Raw genomic sequence first — 21,056 nt, 5'->3', positions numbered from 1 at the left:
CACCTGTTAAAGATCGAATTGAACCGGCAACGTCATCGGGTCGGTGTATCCGCCGAAATCGGTGATCACCGAGAAGCTCACCTGCATCCCCGGGCGCGGTTTGAAGCCGTCCAGTTCATAAGTCCGGGATTCGAACGGCAGCGACATGGGCGTGTCTTTAAGGGAAGCGGTCTGGCCGTTCGCATTGAGTTCTATGCGCACGAAAGACACATGAAACGGGGTGGGGTTGTTCAGCACCAGGCGGCTTTGACCGTCGACTTTCTTGACCGACCAACTCAAGTCCTTCAAGGCGTCCAGGGCATTGCGCTTGATTTCAATTGGGCGATAGAACAACTTGATGCGTGTGCGCAATGAAATGTTCAGCTGATTTATTTCGGCACTTTCCCGTTGCGGTATTTCCTGGACGTTGAAATAAAAAAGTGATTCGCGATCTTTCGGCAAAGTGTTGGGCAATGCATTGATTTGAATTTGTTGCTCTTTGCCGGCATTCAAGCGAAACAGCGGTGGAGAGGCGATGAAGGGAACGGCAGTGGTCTGATCGTCGGCAACGGTGTTAACCCAGGTTTGCACGGCGAAGGGTTTGTTACTGGGGTTATTGACACTCAGTGAAACATTGCGTTTGTCACTGTCGAACACTACACGAGTATTGCTGACGGTCAGGGCAGCATAACTTTCGGGTAACCAAAGACTCGTAGCGCCCAGCACAAAAGCAGCAAGTAACCCTGTTCGATAACGAACAGAGTGGTTAGTCAAGCCAGACATGATAAAACCCTAAATCGAAAAAACAGCAGAAAGCAACGGGCGCAGTGGCCCGTTGCTCATGCAAATGAAAGAAGTATCAGTTGATATCGACGCGGAAGTTGACATCCGCATCGGCAGGACCGGCGTCCACGGTCGCCGCTGTGGCGATGTACACCGCGGTGAAATACATCAAGGTCGGGTCAGTTTCACTGAGGGGGTAGATGGCCGATTTGGTGCCATTTTTCACCAGGGTATTGGTGTTGTCCTTGATGCCCACCGCAACGCCTTTCGCTGCGCCGGCAACCGGCTTGATGCCGTAGTGATCACCAGCGCCGCCTTGAACCGACGTGTAAGTCACGGTTGCATTGAGTTTGGCTGGGTCTAGCACGCAGCCGCTGCCGGGGGTGATGCGCATCTGGAAGCCACGACCGCCGCCTATCGAACCGACGCCGGTAAACACACCGCTATCCACCGAACCCAGATTGACCAGGTTGCTCACCGCGCCACTGTCCGGGTTGACGATTTCGATCGGGCAGGAGGCGGTGCTGATTTTGCCGGTGAAGTTGATGGTGCCGGTGTTGGCGAATGCCGAAGTGGCGCCCAGGCTCAGTGCCAGGCCAAGCGGCAGCGCGAGTAAAGAAGCTTTCATGTTACAAATCCTTAGTTGTGTTGGCCCGGCGTTATAGACCCGAGACGACGCCGGGAAGTGCTCACGGAGGAAGTGAGCGAGTAGTGGGATGTTGGATCGTCTCGACGGCGGGAGTTTAGTGATGGGGTGGGGCGGGGGATATGAGAGAACTCTCAGTTTCTGCTGGGAAGGGATTATCTTTTTTTGCAAAAAAAAACGGACTCCTGCTTCTTTGAAGTGGAGTCCGTTTGGAGTGATTTTAGTTAGGTTTGCGCAAAATTAGAGCTTGGTTGAGGAGGTGAACCTTATCATTTACTGTAGTTTCAGGATTGATGCCGTAGGCGTTCCAAGTAGTAGGCAAATCTACTACCTTGTTATTCTTAATGGTTGTTTTACTGGCTTGATCCCGTCTATGGTGGTTAAAGTTGTATCCTGCCCTATTTGAATTAGAATTCTGACTAACGCTCTGCGTGGGTGGCTCTGGGCTTGGACGCGTAACCGGTTGTAAGTTCCGACTTGGTCCTGGTTGTGGGCCCTCATCCGGCACAGGGCTGCGTGCTGAACGTTTTGGTTTGGGAGGCACTGGCGGTCCAGAATTCACCTGAGTCGCTGCATCCGCACTAGCAGTCCGGTTATTAATCAGCTTCGGTCTAGGTATAATGAAATTTGTGTTGTTCAGCCCCGCCCCGGCCGTATCATGCCAACGTGATTGAGCCGCCGCTGCCGCTGCCGCGGCTGTCCTTTTTGCGGCCTCTTTCATTGCAAAATAAAGGCCTACCACACCAAATAGAGCGTCAAGTCCACCAGCAATCATCGCGCTCTTCTCATACCTTTCGCGATCTTTCAGCTTCACCGCGTGAGTCGCCATGACTCCTTCGTAGACGGCAACCCCCCCGAAACCCACGCCCACTGCTGCTAACGAACCGTTGAAAATGGTGGAAGCCACCCCTATCGGTGGGGCGACGATAACCGCCGCGACGGTCAAAAGGATACCCACACTTGCCAGGAATGCGCCAAACACCCCTTTCAGGTTTATCCCTCGATTGGCGTGCCCCGTAGGATCGACGAAGTTGATCGGGTCGCCGGCGCAATAGGCGTAACGATTGATCCCGCCGGCGCCGAACGGGCTGTACGAGTCCGGGCTGTGGAAACGCATCAAGGTCGGGTTGTACGCACGGTAACCACGACCCAGCAGATACCAGCCGCTGATTTCGTCACGCACTTCGCCGTTGAAGCCAAGCAGGCATTTCAGATCATCGTCAGGATTGCGTTCGCCATAGGCGCCATACACCGCTCTGCGCAGTTGGTCGTGCTCGCCTTCGGCCAATACGCTGTTTTTGTTGTCGGTCAACAACAGCAGGGTCTGCTCCGGGTCATCTTGTTGCTGTTGGCCCAAGGGCTGATCTGCGATGTAAAGGTAGTGGATTTTCTTGTCGGCCTGTTCGGTCCGTGCCAGGCGCTCGTCCTGATAGAAGTGCAAGGTTTCTGCCGTGCCAGCTTTGGTGACACCCAGTAAATGGTTGTGTGCGTCATACCGGTAATGGCTGACCGTGGTGCCGTCCGCAGCGCTCACCCGCAACAAGCGCCCCTGGCTGTCGTAATGCAGGGTCTGACCGTTTTCATCCTGCAGCAGGTTGCCATCGCCGTCGTACTCGAGCTTGCAACTGGGGGGGTAGTCGGGGTGCTTGTGAGTGACTTCGATCAACTGACATGGGTCGTGCGGTGAAAAATAGCTCATGGATTCGTCGCCGCTTCCATCGGCAAACTGCGTGTAGACCTCGGTGACGTTGTCCAGCGCGTCGAATATGAACAGTTGTTCCTTGATCGGATTTTTATAACGGTCCTGGGGCAGGGCGGGGCCATCGCAGTAGTAGGCCACCATGCGCCCACGCGGATCGTAGTCGAAGGTCTCCAGCAATTGGGTCTGATCCGCCACCTGCAAATGCCGGGTCCGCAACTTGCTGTCGCTACGGTAGGTCTGGCTTACCGTTTGTTTGGGGTGGCCGTCGAGCAACATTTCACGACTGATCTCCCGGCCCTGATCGTCGAAGGTCAGCGTGGTTTGCAACACTTGGCCGGTGTGTTGATTGCGGGTGGTGACTACGTTTGCCCGCCCCAGATCGTCGTAGTCGAAACTGGCCAGCAATTGACCCTGCGCGATGGTTTTAATCCGGGCGCGGTCATCATAGGTATAGGTGCATGCCAGACCATTGGTGTCGAGGCGGCTCAGAGGGCGTCCGTTCAACGTGTGGCTGTAGGTGGTTTCCCATTCTTTGCTCGATGCCTTGTCGGTCCAGCGTTCATTGCGCAACTCACCCGTAGAGCTGTAGCCGAACACATGTTTGCCCTGGGTGTTTTGCGACAGGGTCAGCTTCGCGCTCCGTTCATCATAGGTAAAGCTGGACTGCTCATCGGGAGCTATGCTGCCCACCGGCAAGTCCACCAGTCCGAGCTGGTATTCATAGGTGATGGTTTTTTGGCTGGCGGTGATCATCTTGCTGACTTGAGATCGGCCTGCCTCGTATTCGAAACGCTGAACATAGTTCCCGACGGCCAATGCCGTGCGCCGCTCCAGACCATCGTAGGTCTGCTCGCCGACGTTGACTGGGACTTCGTTGACGATCGCCTCGATTTTCGTCGCCAGTTCATCGGCACTGTGCGCTGCATAAGACCGACGGATTGCCGTGTAGTCGGGCAAGGTGGTGACATGCAGTCGGGAAAACAGGTCGTACTCGAACCGGGTGGATTCACCCATTTCGTTGATTTGTTCAACGCAGTTCCCCAGTCCGTCATAGAGGAACAGACGTTCAGCGACCATCTTGCCTTGTGCATCCAGCGCTTCGACCTTGTCTTCCTTGCCGAACACATTGAGCGTGCTCCGGGTTTTTCCAACCTGCCTGATGGGAAGTACGGTACTTTCGCTCCACGTACGCAGGGTGTTTGTCGTCGGATCGACCTCAGTGACATGCGCCACGCCATCGGGCCCGATCACTTTGTATTGCTCACCCCAGGCGTCATATTCGAAGCGTTTGAGCAAGGGCTTGTCGGCCGCACCTTCCCAGTCGATATCGGTTTCGGTGATTAAATGCCCACGGTTGTTATAGGTTGCCAGATAGGTGTCGCGAAATTTTTCAGTATCCCCCCCCATCCCATCGGCATCACGTCGGGTGTTCCTGATGACCCGGCTGAACCCGTCCAGGTAATTGACGGTTTCGACACCGTTGACGTCAGTGACACGCTCCGTGGCCTGTTGACCATTGCCGCCATTGGTGAGTGTATAGAGGTAGGTGCGTCTGGCTTCGTGAGCAACCGAGCCGGGTGACGCGATTTCTTCGACGACCCGGCCGAGTCGGTCATGGCGGTACGCGATGGCGGTGTCGGTGCCATCCATGACCGAAACTTCTTGACCGTTGTGCAGCGAGACTTCTTTGGTGATGGTTTTGCGAACGGGCGCGCCTGGCGTGTCGTCGAAACCGATCACTTCACTGTCCGTTCGCATGACCAGGGCGTTGATGCGAGCGTTGCGGGTGACGTTGTAAGTGTATCGGGTGGTGGTCAGGGTATCGTCCTGGCCATTGAGTCTTTGTGTCATTTGGCGCAGCAGGCCATGGCTCGCTGGATCCGTTGGTTGGATGATGTAGTCATGGCGGAGGTGGCGCACCTCTGCCGCTTCTTGACCATCGACGCTATGCACCAGCGTTTCGTCCTTTAGCGCCAGCCACGTTTCCTTGTCGATCAGGCTCGGGTGTTCGCCGTAGGTGTAACGGGTCTGCAGGGTCGGCGCGTTGCCGTAGTCGGACTTCGCCGGGATCACGGTCGTGCGCTTGAGGTTGCGCACGAACCCCTGGGGGTCTGCCGGGCAACCGTCCTCGCCTTCGGCCTTGTACCACTCGCTGGTTTCGGTGACGCCGTTGGCGTTGACCTGGGTCAGCAGGTTGCCGAAATTGTCATAGGTGGTGGACACGGTTTCCACGTGGCGCGGCGTCGTCGCGGCGACCAGGTGCCAGGTCTGGGTCACGGTTTTCGGCAACTGGCAGTAAGGCGGTTGGTCCTTGAACGCTAGGTTCGGGACGAGGTGATATTCGGTGTCGGTTCTTTTAAGGGTGTGCTTGCTTGGGTCGCTGCTGTACTGGATGGTTTCTTCCTGCGTCTGCAAATGGAAGTGGTTGAACACCCGCCGGGTTTCCTGGATTTTCTGGTTGCCAATGCCGTCCCAGAGGATCTCGGTGGTTTCATACCAGTACGTCCGACCCACCTTGTACAGGTTGTCCAAACCGTCGTCGCTCCAGGACACGCCGCTGCCATAGCCGAGAAAGTTGTGGTCGCGAGCGTCGTACTCATAGCGGGTTTCGACCGCGGGTTGGCCGAACCCAGGGTTACGCACGTGACGCTCGACCCGCGGCAACTTGCGTGAGGCCAGGCCCGGGAAGGAGTGCGGTTTGGCCGAATAGGTGACGGTTTCCCGGGCGCCGGTGGGGGTATCGACCTGCGCGAGGCAGGTCAGGCCCTCCTTGAACACGTAGCCAAAACGCCAGGAGGCCTGGTCGTCGGTGGGCAGGATCAGGCTTCTGGTTTCGCCGCCTTCGATGTATAGACGAAACAGGGTTTCATGCGCACTGTCCGGAAACAGCGTGATGTCCAGCCAGTTGGTGCTGCGCACCAGCTTGAGCATTTGCGTGCCATCGGCGTTGCGGATGCTGCTGAGCAGCGGCCCCGTACCGAAGGCCACGTATTCGAGCGAAACGCTGTGGCCCTGGGGCGAACGCATTTGCACCGGCAGGGCTATATCACCTTGAACACGCGCCAGGATTTCTACCAGGCCGGATTTATGCTCGACGCGGTAACGCTGGTTGCCCAGGTCATGGAAGTGGAAGGAATCGATTTTTTTTTCGGGAATGTCCACCCCATTGGCGCCGGGATTGACCTTGAAACTTTCGCCGGTGTAGAGCGACAGCATGCGGTTGGTGGTGTTGAACTGTGACAGTAGCAGGTTCCAGCCCTTGCCGAAGCCGCTGTCGGGTGCATTGAGCGGGTTGAATTTAAGTTGCAGGGGGACGACCGGGCCGCACAGGTTATTGGCCTTGAGTTCTGGCAGGGAAATGACGCAGGCGTATTGCCCGGTGCGGGAGTCGACTTCGCTTTGAATGAAACTCATGAAGTTGAACGCGTTGGACTGGATGACGCTGGAACTACTCATGGAAGTGGCCTCACTTCGTATCAGCAGGAATTAATGAACGGCTGTGAATAACCGACCGAGTTTTTTAGTCGGCGGGCTGCGAACGCTTGATATAAACGCAGCTGATTCGCTCATCCCAATCGACTTCGGAGTATTCACTTCCTTCCCATTTATCATTGACGCGAATGTTTTTCTTCGGAATGAGGTCGCCAGTCTTTTTATTTTTAAAGTCCTTGAAATTCATTTGAGAGAGTGGATTGGTCCAGTCGGTGGGTTGTTTGACTGTTTGCAGTTTTACGAAAAAATTATCGTTCAGTTTCGAATCAGAGCAATGTTCATTTTCATAAAACTGAATGAGTGTTGCCGAGGGGATATTTTCCAGCTGAAAAGTGGCGGCACTATTGTTTTCACAATGTTGGCTACTTGAGCTAAAGTCGAAAAACTGACTGGTTTCAGGGACTGATAATGAACATATTTTTTCATTTCTCGAATTAAAGAACGTGATGTCGCCGTACGCACCGCCACTTGCCTCTTGCGCACTGGCAATGAAGCTTGCAGCGTAAAGTACGAGCAGCGTGCAGGTTGTAAGTGATGTGCGAAGTTTATTGAGTGAATTCATGTTTTAAGACCTCGTTTGATAGGGCTTGCGAGTAGGCGTGGGGGGCTTCTGTCCCGACTTTAGCACTGAAGGTTACGTTCGCAACCTAGCAGAACTGCTAGGTATTCAGTGCCGGTGAATGGGTGTAAAACATACTGCCTATTGGTTTTTTCACTGAGTGTCTGCTCAGTATTTCAAGTAAATAAGGAACTCGCATATGGCTCCCGGCGATTTAGATGCACCTACTATTCCACTCTTGATCAACGGTGCGCTTGATCCGGACTCCTTGAACGGTGCGCCACTTGATACCTACGCAAAATACCCAGATCCGCTACTGGGTGACACCCTTTATCAAAGTTGGATTGGTTTGGCGGAAGATGGTACTCCGGTGGATGTCAAGGACATTCCAATTGATGTCGATCCTGATCAGGAAACGGAATATGGATTCCTGATGCCGATTGCCAATCATTTCGTGCACTTATTGAATAAAGGGCAGGTGTTCTATTCATATTGTTTAAAACGTGCTGACGGGGGAGACAGGGAAGAGTCAAAACGAATTCACTTTGGCGTTGGCAAGCAGGGATTGTTGTCGGCCCCCCAGATAAAAGAGTCCCATAACTTGCAGCTGGACCCGGATGCGATCGAGAGCAATATGACCATCGCGCTGGCGCCCGTTGGTGTGATGAACAACGGCGACAGGTACAGGCTCATCTGGAAAGGTGAACGCGCTGACGGTAGCCCTGGCCCGGTTTTCAATCCGCCTGTCAAAATCTTGAGCGACACCGATACCGATCCAACCAACAATCCCCGGCAGGTGCTGAGCTGGACCATCGCGAAATCCTATGTGGTCGCATTGCGCGGGGGCAAAATTACCCTGAGTTATGAGATCACTTACGCGTCGTCTGGTGCGTTGGCCGATACCTTGTCCGCCGAGCGCACCTTTCTGGTGACAGCACCTGGTATTGCGCAATTGCCCGTGGCCAGCATCAAGGACCTGACCGGCAGCGAAATCAACCCCGGGCAGTTTCCACAAGGGATTCGCGTGGTGATCCCGATTTACTGGGGCATCCGTGTAGGTGATGAAGTGCTGGTGTACGGAACGCGCACCGGAGCGGGCAGTGGCCCGAACAAAAACACCATTCAGTATTTGAAAATCGACAGCTCCCATATCGAGAGCGGCAAAGTCGAAGTTCCAATTGGCCAACAATGGCTGCTGGACAATCGCGGCGGTGCGGTAAACATCCTCTATGAATATGCCCGACCCGATGCGGCTGGTCGCGGCGATGAATTGCAATTAACCATCCGGGAACCGCTGGTATTGCCGACGCCATCGGTCGATCGCAGTGTGGTTGTCGGCGGTCGGGATGAATTGAATCCGATCCTGGCCATTGACGGTGCATACATCACCATTCCTGCCGGCGCTACGATTGGCGATGGCGACCCGGTAAAGGCGATGTGGAATGGATTCGGCAGCAGTGGATCCTACGAAACCGCAGTGCCAAGTCAACTCAACCCCATGAAGTTCAAAGTGCCAGCGGATGTGTTGCCGCCTAACTTCGGCAAAACCGTTGAAGTCATTTACCAGGTTGCTGGCCAGGATGCCGAGCCTGCGCTGCAGTTGTATGTTCGCCCCCTCTCCAATCTTCCTGGCCTCGAGTGCGAAAAAGTTCAAATCGGCTCACCCGCCACGCTGAAATTATCGGATGTTCCAGACGCGGGTGCGATTTTGAGTGTCGACCTTTGGCCGTTCATTTCAACACGGCAGCGAGTGCGCGTGTGGTTGAGCTCCAGCGCAGTGGGCGAGCGGGAAATCCTGCCGGTGCGCGATGTTTTGCCTGAGGAAGTTACCGGTAGAGTCAAGACTCGTCTAATGAAAACGCACTTGGCGGGCATTGCGACAAACGCGCTCTTTACCTTACGGGCCAGTGTGAGTTTCGACGGTGGGAACTCGTTTTTTCCGTTTAGCCCTCTATCGATAAAGTTGCTGGATTGAAAGCACAGTCGCCTGTACTCCAAAAAAAGGAAGCAATATCATGAGCAAAAGACCGTTGGCGGAACTAGTTAATTATATGCAGGGGAAATCCCTGACCTATGGTTGGGATGCGGTAAGTTTGTACGATCAGCGCAAGGCTAACGAGTTGCTGTTTCAACAGTATGTTCAACGCTTTAACTCCGGTAATTATATCGAACCCATGAAAATGGTCGCGGAGTGGGGGGACGGGTCATACAAGGAGCACATCTATAACTTGAAGTTGAGTGCTCCGCGTTTGTCGTTTGAAAGCGCGGACCCCAGCGAGGGTGCAAGGGCGCGTCTGACCATGGACATGGTGGGGGGCATGATTGTCAGCACCAACTCATCCGGTGGAGCGACTCACGTCTCGAAAATGCAGCAGTTACTGCCAATTGGCGGGCCGCAACTCTGGATGGATCAGCGAGTTACCAAAGGCACTGTCAGCGGGCCTGGGGACGTTGTGATCGACTTGAAAAACGCCGATAGATTCATGGCCAACTTTGTCGTCGGCGACCTGACCCAGGCCGATGTCGGCAGGCGTTTCCAAGAGTATTTCGAAAAAGAATTGACGCCTGAACAGAAGCAATTCCCGCTTGGACGATTGACCGGGGACTTGAATGATGTCTTGACGCCAAAGAACTTCGAAATCCGAACCATGAAGTCGGACCCCCTCGCCGTGATGGGGGATGAAGCCTACGGCGATGGTGCGGTGATGATGTTCATTACCTTGAGGGATGGCACCGATGGCACGTCTTTTCCAAATGCCAATTCACCTTATCTGATTCCGGCTGACGGGAACGGTGCCAAATACACTGGGGCGATGCTGCTGTCGAGCAGGGTGTTGTTCGACAAGATCATGCGCGGGCCGGCGAGAGCCGACATCGGTTATGGCATCAACTTTCTGGATTACACAAATGGCAATGGTGCTGGGCAGGATGTTGGCTGGAGTTTGCGTGGGAGTACCGGAGGAATCTCGCATGAATTTATCCATCATTACAGGGTAAGAAGTGATGATTTTCCTGCAGTATTTACAGCCAACCTGTATTCGTGGTTCAAGGTGGACGAAGGTGGCCCCGCGCTCACTATAAGTGGTCAAGGTAACAAAATCAGCTTTGCCTGGAACAAGAGCTATACCACACGATTTACCCGAGTAATTGATTATCAATTTCCATACCCGGACGATGAAGAGGAGGGGCCTCTAAGTTTTGTCTGTAATTACACTGTGGACTTCAATGTCAACCTTGATAAAAATACGGGGGTCGTCAATTTCACTCATGATCCAGCCTCTTCAAACTTTGAAATGAAGGTGACTGGATTCGAACACTTGTTTGATATGATGTGGGAAGGGGTCAACATGATTCCTATCATTGAGGATTATTTCCGACCCAAACTTCTGGAAATCCTGAAAAAACTCACAACGCCAACCATAGACACTTTCCTGGCCCGGAACCTGCTGTTCCCGGGGCAAAACGCCTTGCAGCTGAGCGATGCCTTTGTCCCGGGTGATCTGGCGTTGTTTGGTCAGATCGATCCGCTTCGTACGAGCATCGCCCTGGCGCCGATGAACTCGACCATAGAGGCCGGCAGCAAACTGCAATTCACCCTGTCGCCCATGCCGTCGAATGTGCTGTGGAGCGTGAAAGATGTCGACGGCAATCTGGCGCAGCCCGGTGTGATCAGCTCGACAGGTGAATACACAGCGCCTGCCGCCGGGGTACTGGACGAAGGTTTTGTCGCCGCGCTGGTCACCGCCAAAGGCACCTTGAACGGTCAACCGGTAGAAAGCTCCGCACTGGTTTCGGTGGTTCACCACAGCATCAAGGCCAATCCGATGTACGTTGCCTGTGATCCCGGCAGGACAGAAATACTGGAAGCCGAATCGTTAAAAGGCGAGAGGCTGGAGTGGAAGATCCTGACGCCACAATGGGGGTCGACGCTCAAACCGGTCGAAGGTAATCCGAATCAATACCTCTATGAAGCCGGAAAAAACATTGATCCAGACATGCCTTTTCCTGTGGACAAAATTGAAATCAAAACAACTGTCAACAATGTAACGACTTATGCCTACGTTCATATATTGATTCGCGGCACAACGATTGGTACTCCGATGCATCTAAGCGAAGCGAGCGACCCCTCCACAGGTACCGTGCAATTTGAACTAAGAGGGAAAAACGGCCCTATCGATCCTGAGTTGGTTACATGGAGATTGTTACACGGTCCGGGTAATTTCAATGACAAAACCGGCGTATATACCGAGCCCAGTGCCATGGTGCCTGGCAGTTTTGTGGTTGTATTGGGCACCGTTCCGGGGCCCTTTGTTGATACCCATGCGGTTGCCGCCGTTCCCTTGCCGTTAACGAAGTATGTGGAATTGATTGAGGATGTAAATCTGGCCCTCGCGGCCGGTGAAAACTCACTGATGTAGTGTCGATGCGGCAAAGCGTAAAGAAACTTATTGTTTTTATCTTTTAACAAGGCGGCATCATCATGGCTAATTATTCGCTGGCAGAATTAACTACCCGAATGCAGGGGAAATCGATCACGCTCGGCTGGGACGCCGTTGTGTTCATGAACAGGGCAAAAGTTAATAGCCTGTTGGAACAGCAATACATTACCCGGTTCAACCAGCACAGTTTCTTGAAGCGTATCTCTGGTGTCTGCCCGATGACCCCCGACGGCGAGGAGCTGCTGGAACTAAGCGGGGTAATACTCAGTCACCCGCGCCTGAGTTTCGAAAAAGCCTCATTGCGTGATTCCCGCGTGACCGCGACCATGGATATTGTTTCTGGCACAGTGTCTTATGTGCGCAAGGGTAACAATCAAATCCCCGCTGCGGTATTGAGAAGTTACGTGGTCAGCGCACACCAGGGCCATACGCTGACCATGGACATCGATCTGGCCGGCAGTACGGGCTCGGTCAATGAGCAGGGTAAAGTCATTCTGGATATCGGCGATGCCTATAACTGTCGTTGCAATCTGGTCAATGAGGACAAATCACAGGAGTTGCTGGGGGATTTTTTCAAGGCCCTGTTCCTCGAGCAAAAGCCGGAGGATCGGGTTTACACGCTGGGGATGCTGGACTTGCGCGATGTCGACCTGCTGGCTCCGCGTTCGTTCAAGATTCGCACCATGGCCACCGATGAAGGAAAAATTCGTACTTCCGACGATTATGGCGAGGGTGCTGTCGTATTGATGGTGCGTACCAAGGGGAATTCGAAGGAAGGTGATGAACCGACTGAAACGTCCCTGGATTACCTGATTCCCAATGACAGGGATGCCCAAGGGAAAGCCAAGTATTCAGGTTCGTTGGTGTTGGCCAGTCGGGCGGTGTTTGATTGGTATTTCCAGGATCCAATACAAAATATGATTGGTCATGGTGTGCGTTTTGAGCGTATGACAGAGTCTAATAATATTGCTCGATCCCTTAGGGCTGTTTCTGGTGAATTGCCATTGCCTGGATACTTTCATAGATGGGCCGATTTTGTGACGCATATAGAGGAGGTCTATAATGTTGGAGAGCATAAACTATCGTTCAGTGGAATCGATGTTGATGCCCTGAAGATAGTCGCTGGTGCCGATAATGCTTTGGAGGCTACTTGGACGGGTGAGCAGAAGCAAAGGTTTGAGGTTTGGATTCGTGATTTGTGGGTTAATGATAAGTATCCCTCTGACGCAGAAGTGACTTACGACGTAAAAATAAAATTTGATCCTGTTGTTGGTCCTTTGAATGTTTTAACGTTTCAGGCGAGAACACCGCAGGTCTCATTTAACTCTAATTATGACGCTGTCACCGCCAGTTATATTAATATTGAGTTTATTCAGCGTTTTATTAAAGTGTTTTTACCACAAGTTAACTCAACGCTTAATGAGTACACTAGCTTTTTTCGCGATACGGCGATCTTTAAAAGCTTCGGTATTCCCGAAATCAACACATTAGCCATCAGCAACCTGATATTCCCTGAACTCAACGCCTTGCAACTGACAGACGCGCGTCTGCCAGGCGACCTGGCCTTGTACGGCCAGATCGATCCCAAGGAAACCACGTTCACCCTCGACCCGCTGATGCCGGTGGTCAAGGCGGACCAGAAGCAAGTGTTCACAATTCGCCAGTTGGGCTATCGGGCCGCCGATGTCATCTGGGGCGTACGCAGCGTCGACGGCGCCCGGGCGACCGGGACCATCGTCAATGGCGAGTACACCGCACCGGCCGCGCAGTTGCTCGAAGGTACGGCGGCGCGCAACGTGGTGACCGCCACTTACACCGATCCGGCCACCGGTAATGAAGTGACCGCTTCGGCGCTGGTCACTGTGGCGTTGAGCGGTGTTGTGGTCACGCCGTCGATGTCGCTGATCGAAATGGAAGATCGCAAGAGCGTGACGCTCAAGGCGACCACACTGGGGGCCGGTCCCATCAGATGGACCGCGAAAGGGGGGCCGGGCACACTGATACCCAACGGTAACGAGGCGATTTATACCCCGCCGCAAACCAACTTGCCCGACGGTGCCCTGCAAGTGGCGGAGTTTGATGTCGAAGACACCAGCACAGGGGAAAAAACCACCGCTACCGTGTTGTTACGTCAGGGTAACTTCGCCTTGAACATCTCTCCGGCCTTTGTGCCCGGTTTGCGGCCGAGCAGTTCGGCGTTGCTGAAAGTGCCCAACAACCTGCGACCCGATCAGTTCAAGTGGGAAGTGGTGGCCGGGCAAGGCAGCATCAACCCGACGACCGGGGTTTTCACCGCGCCCACTAACATCACCTCGCCCTACAGCGTCGTGAAGGTCGTTCATGAAGGCGATTTTTTCGACACGGTGGGTTACAGCATTATCTATTTGTCCGAGCATGCCCGAGCCTCGAGTTGGCTTGCACTCGATACCTTTGATTTCGCTGTCGACCCCGTACCTACCCGTGTGTACGCCAATGGCTTGCAACAGGCCAAAGTGGTGGTTCGGGTCAGGCCTGCCGTTTACGACGGTGGCCCTGCCGCGCCGGAACTGTCGGATCGAGAATACGAAAGTATCAGCCTGGTGTCGGCCAACGACAAAAATCCGCTGCCGGAAGTAGGGGCCGGTGGAGTGCCTGTCGGAGACAAGTGGCATGTCACTGAAACCGAAAATGACTACAGAAAATACCAGGAAACGGCGGTATCCCAAGAGGCGAACCCTGATCAGAAAAAGGCGGGGCGACTGCATACGAAGGAATTCTTCGTTCAGTGCCATAAGGTCGAAAGCCTCATGGTGGCGGCACGTATTCGAAATGACAACAATTATCCGTTCTATTCCAATCCCTCGCCAGAGGACGGCGAAGGCAACAACAAAGCCCGCCAACTAATTGCCATTCAACCACCTGAGGGCGGGACGATTGGTCAGGTGGTGTTTACCTTCGGTGATAATCCTCCGGTCCGGGTAAAAGGCGATAAGGACGATGAGGTAGATCTGGAAACCATTGATTATTATTTTCTTAAGTTGATGATAAGAGGTGTACAGCTCGGTATTCGGCATGTCGAATTCGTGGGCAATACGAGCATGCTCAAATGGGAAAGCAATACACAGCTTGAAGACGTGCACAGTATTACTGGTTACGCGGTGCCCGATGTTAAAAATGGAGATGGCAAGCAGATTCTTCATATTGACGGCATTCTACTGCGTCGTATGGACGGAAACATTCCGGATCCTATTGTTGATCCAGGACATCCGGTACCTGCGGGGCAAGTGCTGTTCAGTCTGCACCGCCGTCAATATTGGCAATATGATCAATATGCCAAGTCTGATTTCGATTCCGCGTTGAATCTGATTGTTTATGATGATTATGGCAATCGGCACACCGTGGCCATTGGCTTTGATGGCAATAACCGGAACAAGCTGAGAATTATCGGCTCCTGACATTAAAGAAAGACCCAGGTGCGAGGCATTCTGCTTCGCACCTCCTTAAATATTTATTATTGTGGGATGTGAACAATGTCTACATCTACCGCTGTGCATTCCAACGCCTTCAACTTCATGAGTTTCATACTTAGCCAGGTCGACCCTCGCACCGGGCAATACACTTGCGCCATTTCCTTACCCGAACTGAAAGCCAATAACCTGTGCGGCCCGATAGTTCCCCTGCAGCTGATCTTCAACCCGTTCAACACACCCGACAGCGGCTTCGGCAAGGGCTGGGACCTGAAACTGTCACAGTTCAACACCACCAACCGCATGCTGTCGCTCTACACCGGAGAAAGTTTCAAGGTCAATCCCGGCGCCAACGGGGCGGAGATTCCCGAGAAAAAAATCGATTCCTTCCACTTCCATGACCTGGGCAACCAGCGTTACCGCGTCGAGCATAAATCCGGCCTGGTAGAAATCCTGGCGCGTGTTCAAGGTGATATAGCCCTGCCGGTGCAAATGCGTTCGCCCCAGGGCCACAGCGTTTCGCTCGATTACGTGGCCTTCGGCACGGGGCCGCTGCTCAGCAGCATCCGCAACGCCGATGGCACGCCACTGCTTACGCTGGTACGCAACACCAACTGGCTGGATATCACGCTGTTTCCGGGCAGTGCGTATGAAGCCCTGTTCCGCATGAACATCGTCGGCGGCGAGACCACGAGCCTGATCCTGCCCACCGACGACCAGGCCTCCTGGCGGTTTGGCTACGTGCTCAAGGAGGGCCTGACCTGCCTCGCACAAGTCGATACCCCCACCGGCGCCCGGGAAACCGTGACCTACTCGGCGAAGTCGCACGCCTTCCCAGGCCTGGCCTCACGCAAGTTGCCACGGGTCGAACGTCACGTGCGTAACCCGGGGTTCGGCCAACCCGCGGTCGAAAAACGCTATGAGTACGACGCTCGCGACCACAACTTTCTCGGCTATGGCAGCGGCGTGTCCTGGAGCGACGACGGTTTGGACAACCTGTACAAGGTGAGTTCGACTTACTGGTATGAAACCACCGAGATCCTCTGGGACGGCATCGGCAACCAGAAAGTCGAGGAAACCCGGCGGGTGTTCAATCACTTCCATTTGCAAACGCTGGAAGAAACCACCCAGTACAGCAGCGACCCAAGCAAGCACACCCTCAAAAGAACCGACACCGAATATCACCTCGTCCCGAACCTGGAGTTCAAGGACCAGCCGCCTTATTGCCAGTTGCCGAAAACCGTGACCGAGACCTGGCACCTGGTCGCCGCCACGACCCCGCGCCATGTGGAAACCGTGTCCACCACCTATGACAATTTCGGCAACCTGCTGACCCAGGTCAACGCCAACGGCGTCACCGAAACCAGCGAGTGGTACAAGGCCGAAGGCGAGGACGGCTGCCCGGCAGACCCCCAGGGGTTCGTGCGCAACCTCAAGCGCAAGACCGTGACCCCGGCGAAGTCCGACTACGGCAATGCGCCGACCCTGCAGACCCGTTACACCTACAGCGAACTGCCGAGCCTGATCGATAGGGAAAAGTGGCTGGCGATAGAAAATGAAACGCTGATGCAGATCCGCACCGGTAACGAACTGGAGCTGACAACAACGACGTATGCTTACTTCAATGATCCAGGCAACCCATTCGAGCATGGCCGCAAACGGCTGGACGAGGTGGCGCACAAAGGCAATGTCACCGCGACCCATTACAGCTATCGCATGGCCCGGTATGCCCGGACCGACGAACCGGTATTGCACACCGACATCGAAATCGTCGGGTTTGATGACAGCGCCACGAAACCGGTGCGCAAGCGACACACGCTGATGCATTCCATGTTCAACGGCGAACCGTTGCTCAACCGAGACGATAGCGATGTCGAAATCGCCTACGAATACGACTTGCTGAGCCGGGTGACCAAGGAGACCGTGGCCCCCAATACCGCTTACGAAGCCAGCCGTTCCTATACTTACAGATTGACCAACGCTGCCGGGCAGCAGGCTCTGCAAACCGCTTGCGACGTAAAGGGAGTCACCACCACCACGTGGCTGGACGGCTTCAACCGGCCGATCAAGGAAGCCCGGCAGGACGCCGACGCGCCAGGATTCAACCCGAACGACGAACCGCGCCTGACCTACGAAGCCACATACAACAACCGTGAACAGTTGATCAGCGAGACGGTCATCGACTGGGAAGGGCCGAAGAACGTCCCGTTGACCAGCCTTTTGCGCTACGACGACTGGGGAGAGCAACGCTGTGTGGTACGGGCCGATGGTGTCGAGGAACATGAGGTGACCGACCCCATCCACCAAACCACGACCCAGTGGCTGGAAGTCGAGGGCAAGGATGCCACCGGCAAAACCGTCACCGCCAATAACCTCTTCGACAAGCCGGACAGCATCAAGCGTTATGCCAAGGGCGTCGACCCAACCGCACCCGGCGCCGTGGCCTACAGCGAACACCTTTATCGCTATGACGGTATGGGTCGCACCGCTGAAGAGCATGACCCCATGGGGAACCGGACTGCCTACGAATACGATGCGTTCGATCGCATGGTCAAGACCGTGTTGCCGGACTACTACGAGGTCGAGCGTGAGTATGCGCCCCATAGCACCGAAGACTTGCCGACGCGCATCAGTGTCGGCGGTATCGAACTGGGTACCCAGGAGTTCGATGGCCTCGATCGCATGACGGCATCCACCACCGGCGGGCGGCGAAGCGAATACACCTTCGATCCAGGGCAAAGCCAGCCCAAAAGCGTACTGCGCCCCAGCGGCGTCACGACGGATTACGTTTATCGGCCGGAACTGGGCGAAGACCCGGAACAGCGAATCGCTGTGGAGAGCACCGCTGTCTTTACATACGATCAGCAAAATGCGCGCTTGAGGAAAACCCAGGAAGTCGATGAGAACGGCATTACCCATGTACTTGAACGTGAGTATTTCAGTACCGGTGAGTTGAAAAGCGAACGCCGTGGGGCGGCCAATGAAGAGCCGTACGTGATGCACTACCAATACAGTCGCCAGGCGCGTCTGCTCAACTACATCGATGTGCTTGGACAGCACCAGACCTACACCTACAATCCGCGCGCGCAGTTGATCGAAACCCGCTTGGGCAACACGCATTCAACGTTTACCTATGATGATCTGGCGCGAGTCAAGTCGATCAGGACGGTCGACGGCGATCAAGTCCTGGAAACCACGATCGCCTACGACGATTATGGACGTGAAGTACTGCGTACGTTCGACTTTGGGCAGGGTGTCATCCAAACCTTGGCCCAGACCTACGACGAAGCGGACCGCCTGACCCACCGCATGTTGCAGCAAGGCAGTGACCTGCTGCGCGATGAGACCTACGCCTACGATGAACGAGGGCGGCTGGTGGATTACCGCTGTGAAGGCAGTGAGTGTCCGGTGGACCCGTATGGCAAAACCATCATCGGCCAACTGTTCGGTTTCGATGAGAAGGACAATTTGACGTACCTGGAGACCACCTTCGATGGCGGTCGTCATTCGATTTACTTCGAATACAACAACGAAGACCCCTGTCAGTTGAGCGCGCTGGACAATGAACTGAGTCCACCACGCCCCGGCGATCCCGATTATCCGCCCAGGATCGACTTCAACTATGACGCCAACGGCAACTTGTTGAATGATGAAGCCGGGCGCCTATTGGGTTACGACAGCCTGAGCCGCTTGATCAGCGTCAGTGCGTTGTCTGGTGAGTCCCTCGGCGATTATCAATACGACGCGCTCGACATCCTCAGCGGCAGCGGTTCCGACAGCGGCAACGAACGGCGTTTTTACCAGAATGGTGATTTGGTCAACCTGGTAAAAGGCGCGGACAGCAGCACCTTCGTTCGAGCAGAAGGTGTCGTGCTCGCCGAGCACCAGGAAGGTGCCAGCCCAAAGTCCCTGCTGCTGGCCGCTGATGACAAGAGCAGCGTGCTGCATGAACTCGGCCACGGTGAACGTCTGGACCTGGCTTATACGCCCTATGGTTATTCGGTCGGTGGGGAAGGGGCGCTGGGGTACAACGGTGAACAGCGTGAAGTGCGCGATGGTCGGTATTTGCTGGGGAAAGGGTATCGGGCACTCAATTCGACATTGATGCGGTTTGAAAGTCCGGACAGTTTGAGCCCGTTCGGGAAAGGGGGGATGAATGGGTATGCGTATGTGGCGGGGAATCCGGTGGGTTATACGGATCCGACAGGGCATCTTAAGTTAAAACTATTCGCGCTTTTGATGTTTAGCGGCGTCGGCGAGGCGGGCCAGGCCGCAGGCCAGGGAGCGGCAAGAACGTCCCGCTCGGTCCTACAGGGAGCGTCAAGAACTGCGGGCCAGGCAACAAATGCAGCGAGCTCGACAGTGGGAGCTAGCGATGACCTATTGAGCGGCTTTACGATGACTACCACCCGTGGATCCAGCACGTTTGGGGCGACGACATCGGTTGCTCAACAAACCGGTTCCAGGGGGGTTAGCAGTATCTCATCCGCACCGGTGCCCTCTATGCCGGGACCGAGTCGTGCCACTCCTGCCGTGAATTATGCTCCTCAACAATCGCGACAAGCAGTGGCACAAACTAAACCTGGCCCAGCGATACCTGCTCCGAAGCCGCCAAAGCCACTCTCCACCAAAGAATTCAATAAGCTGGGTTTGTTCGATAGGCAAAGATATTTGGATAGAGGTGGTATAGATCCCACAACAGGTATGCCTGCGCCAAAGAAAAAGAGTAATTGGATGGATGTTCCAAAAGAGTCCGCCAGATTCAGGGAGCAACCTTAGTTATATTTATTTAAGAATCTCTATCTAGTGACTTGTAGGGGGGGAGTGGATGGGTTGATGACTTTCGCAGGACTTCACTACATCAACCCACTCACCCGCGCAAACTCCACCAACCCACCGTCATGGTCAAGTCCCAACTTGTCCATGGCGGTGCGTTTCTGTCGGCTGATGGTTTTTTCGCTGCGGTTAAGCAGCGCCGCGATCTGCCGGCCGGACAAACCCTGGACGAACAGCCGCACCACCTCCAGTTCACGCTCGGAAAGACTCACCGCTGCCGTACCGCTTTGAGACTCGACCAGGGTCTGGGCCTGCAGAGCGCTGGCGAAAGTCGGGCAGAGGTAGCTTCGCCCGCCGACCACCCTCTGTGCCGCCCGTTTCAATTCCTTCATCGGACTGCGCTTGTCGAACAGACCTTTGACGCCAGCGTTCAACAATGCCTGCAACAGCGAAGGGTTGCGCATCGTGGTCATCACCACCAGCGGGATGTGGGCAAAGTGGCGCTTGAGATAGCCCATCAACGCCATGCCATCGGGAAAGCGCCCATAGGGCATCGAATAATCGCTGATCACCAGGTCACAGGGTGTGTGCTCCAGATGGTTGATCAGTTCATCGGCGTTGTGTGCCAGGGCGACCACCGAAAACATCGAGCCAGGTGGCGAGCACAGGGCAATTTTCGCGCCTCCCAGCACCACGGGATGGTCGTCGGCGAGAATGATGCGTTGCGGGGAGTCGGTTCGGTGCCCGTACGATACGGACGTATCGTCACAGGCACTTTGGCGGGCGGGTGTAGACGGCAAGAATTGAGGCTTGTGTTCCGGATTCATGAAATGTCTCAACAGGGGCGACGACACGCGGCCCCTTGATGAGAGCAGCAAGTTCAAGGCATTCGGATCAAGCCTTGTTCCAGCGCCTTGACCAAGGCAACCCAGCGTGAGCTCACGTCGAATTTTCGGCGAATGTTGCAAAAGTGGTAGTTCACACCAGACTCGGTACAACTGATGATCTGCGCGATTTCCCAGGACGATTTGCCCGCTGCGATCCACATCAGGACTTCTTTTTCCCTGGGGGTGAGCTTGATTTTCTTCGGTTGAGCGACCTCCTGATCGAGCTGAGTGAGCGGGGTTATCGATGAGCGAACTGAGGGGGTAGCGGACTGATGCATTGTGGATCTCCCATTCATCATCATTGACGGCGTGGGCGCGGCAGAATCGTCCTACTTCATAAAGGCATG

The 21,056-nt window shown here is 54.7% G+C and carries 10 protein-coding genes; 4 read left to right on the top strand and 6 right to left on the bottom strand.

What is annotated here, in order from left to right; genetic code table 11:
- Positions 1-6 precede the first annotated feature (6 nt).
- The 4 genes from AC3WTM_RS08070 to AC3WTM_RS08055 all read right to left on the bottom strand — a co-directional run bounded on the left by AC3WTM_RS08070 (position 7) and on the right by AC3WTM_RS08055 (position 7,164).
- Positions 7-762, bottom strand: a complete 756-nt coding sequence (locus AC3WTM_RS08070) for a fimbrial biogenesis chaperone (RefSeq protein WP_102670416.1) — start codon at positions 760-762, stop codon at positions 7-9.
- A gap of 76 nt (positions 763-838) precedes the next feature.
- The gene (locus AC3WTM_RS08065; protein WP_102670415.1) at positions 839-1,390 is read right to left on the bottom strand and encodes a fimbrial protein; all 552 of its coding nucleotides are present in this window, start codon (positions 1,388-1,390) and stop codon (positions 839-841) included.
- A gap of 238 nt (positions 1,391-1,628) precedes the next feature.
- Positions 1,629-6,326: an RHS repeat-associated core domain-containing protein gene (locus tag AC3WTM_RS08060; protein WP_158247445.1), complete on the bottom strand. Its 4,698-nt coding sequence runs from the start codon at positions 6,324-6,326 to the stop codon at positions 1,629-1,631.
- 304 nt (positions 6,327-6,630) lie between these two features.
- Positions 6,631-7,164, bottom strand: a complete 534-nt coding sequence (locus AC3WTM_RS08055) for a hypothetical protein (protein WP_146023707.1) — start codon at positions 7,162-7,164, stop codon at positions 6,631-6,633.
- Between the two features lie 196 nt (positions 7,165-7,360).
- Between AC3WTM_RS08055 and AC3WTM_RS08050 the strand changes: the two genes are divergently transcribed.
- From AC3WTM_RS08050 to AC3WTM_RS08035, 4 genes are all read left to right on the top strand, one after another.
- On the top strand, positions 7,361-9,136 hold the full coding sequence (locus AC3WTM_RS08050) for a hypothetical protein (protein WP_102685551.1): 1,776 nt from the start codon (positions 7,361-7,363) through the stop codon (positions 9,134-9,136).
- Positions 9,137-9,176: 40 nt separating this feature from the next.
- Positions 9,177-11,579: a hypothetical protein gene (locus tag AC3WTM_RS08045; RefSeq protein ID WP_102670411.1), complete on the top strand. Its 2,403-nt coding sequence runs from the start codon at positions 9,177-9,179 to the stop codon at positions 11,577-11,579.
- Positions 11,580-11,641: 62 nt separating this feature from the next.
- A complete protein-coding gene (locus tag AC3WTM_RS08040; RefSeq protein WP_102670410.1) occupies positions 11,642-15,034 on the top strand; it encodes a hypothetical protein in 3,393 nt (1,130 codons plus the stop codon).
- A gap of 75 nt (positions 15,035-15,109) precedes the next feature.
- On the top strand, positions 15,110-19,825 hold the full coding sequence (locus AC3WTM_RS08035; protein WP_102670409.1) for an RHS repeat-associated core domain-containing protein: 4,716 nt from the start codon (positions 15,110-15,112) through the stop codon (positions 19,823-19,825).
- A 77-nt stretch (positions 19,826-19,902) separates the two neighbouring features.
- On the opposite strand, the gene AC3WTM_RS08030 is transcribed toward AC3WTM_RS08035, so the two are convergent.
- Positions 19,903-20,649, bottom strand: a complete 747-nt coding sequence (locus AC3WTM_RS08030; RefSeq protein WP_102670408.1) for a response regulator — start codon at positions 20,647-20,649, stop codon at positions 19,903-19,905.
- Between the two features lie 53 nt (positions 20,650-20,702).
- Positions 20,703-20,987, bottom strand: a complete 285-nt coding sequence (locus AC3WTM_RS08025; protein WP_102670407.1) for a helix-turn-helix transcriptional regulator — start codon at positions 20,985-20,987, stop codon at positions 20,703-20,705.
- Positions 20,988-21,056: the final 69 nt, after the last annotated feature.

Source organism: Pseudomonas sp. EU05-FHT14B02 (genome assembly GCF_058791055.1).
Note: the sequence above shows the minus strand (reverse complement) of the source record. Positions and strands in the feature narration are given on the sequence as shown.

Bases quoted from the DNA above. Each gene is read 5' to 3' on its own strand.
- AC3WTM_RS08070 (WP_102670416.1), bottom strand. From the start codon at position 762: ATGTCTGGCTTGACTAACCACTCTGTTCGTTATCGAACAGGGTTACTT.
- AC3WTM_RS08065 (WP_102670415.1), bottom strand. From the start codon at position 1,390: ATGAAAGCTTCTTTACTCGCGCTGCCGCTTGGCCTGGCACTGAGCCTG.
- AC3WTM_RS08060 (WP_158247445.1), bottom strand. From the start codon at position 6,326: ATGCTGTCGCTCTACACCGGCGAAAGTTTCAAGGTCAATCCCGGCGCC.
- AC3WTM_RS08055 (WP_146023707.1), bottom strand. From the start codon at position 7,164: ATGAATTCACTCAATAAACTTCGCACATCACTTACAACCTGCACGCTG.
- AC3WTM_RS08050 (WP_102685551.1), top strand. From the start codon at position 7,361: ATGGCTCCCGGCGATTTAGATGCACCTACTATTCCACTCTTGATCAAC.
- AC3WTM_RS08045 (WP_102670411.1), top strand. From the start codon at position 9,177: ATGAGCAAAAGACCGTTGGCGGAACTAGTTAATTATATGCAGGGGAAA.
- AC3WTM_RS08040 (WP_102670410.1), top strand. From the start codon at position 11,642: ATGGCTAATTATTCGCTGGCAGAATTAACTACCCGAATGCAGGGGAAA.
- AC3WTM_RS08035 (WP_102670409.1), top strand. From the start codon at position 15,110: ATGTCTACATCTACCGCTGTGCATTCCAACGCCTTCAACTTCATGAGT.
- AC3WTM_RS08030 (WP_102670408.1), bottom strand. From the start codon at position 20,649: ATGAATCCGGAACACAAGCCTCAATTCTTGCCGTCTACACCCGCCCGC.
- AC3WTM_RS08025 (WP_102670407.1), bottom strand. From the start codon at position 20,987: ATGCATCAGTCCGCTACCCCCTCAGTTCGCTCATCGATAACCCCGCTC.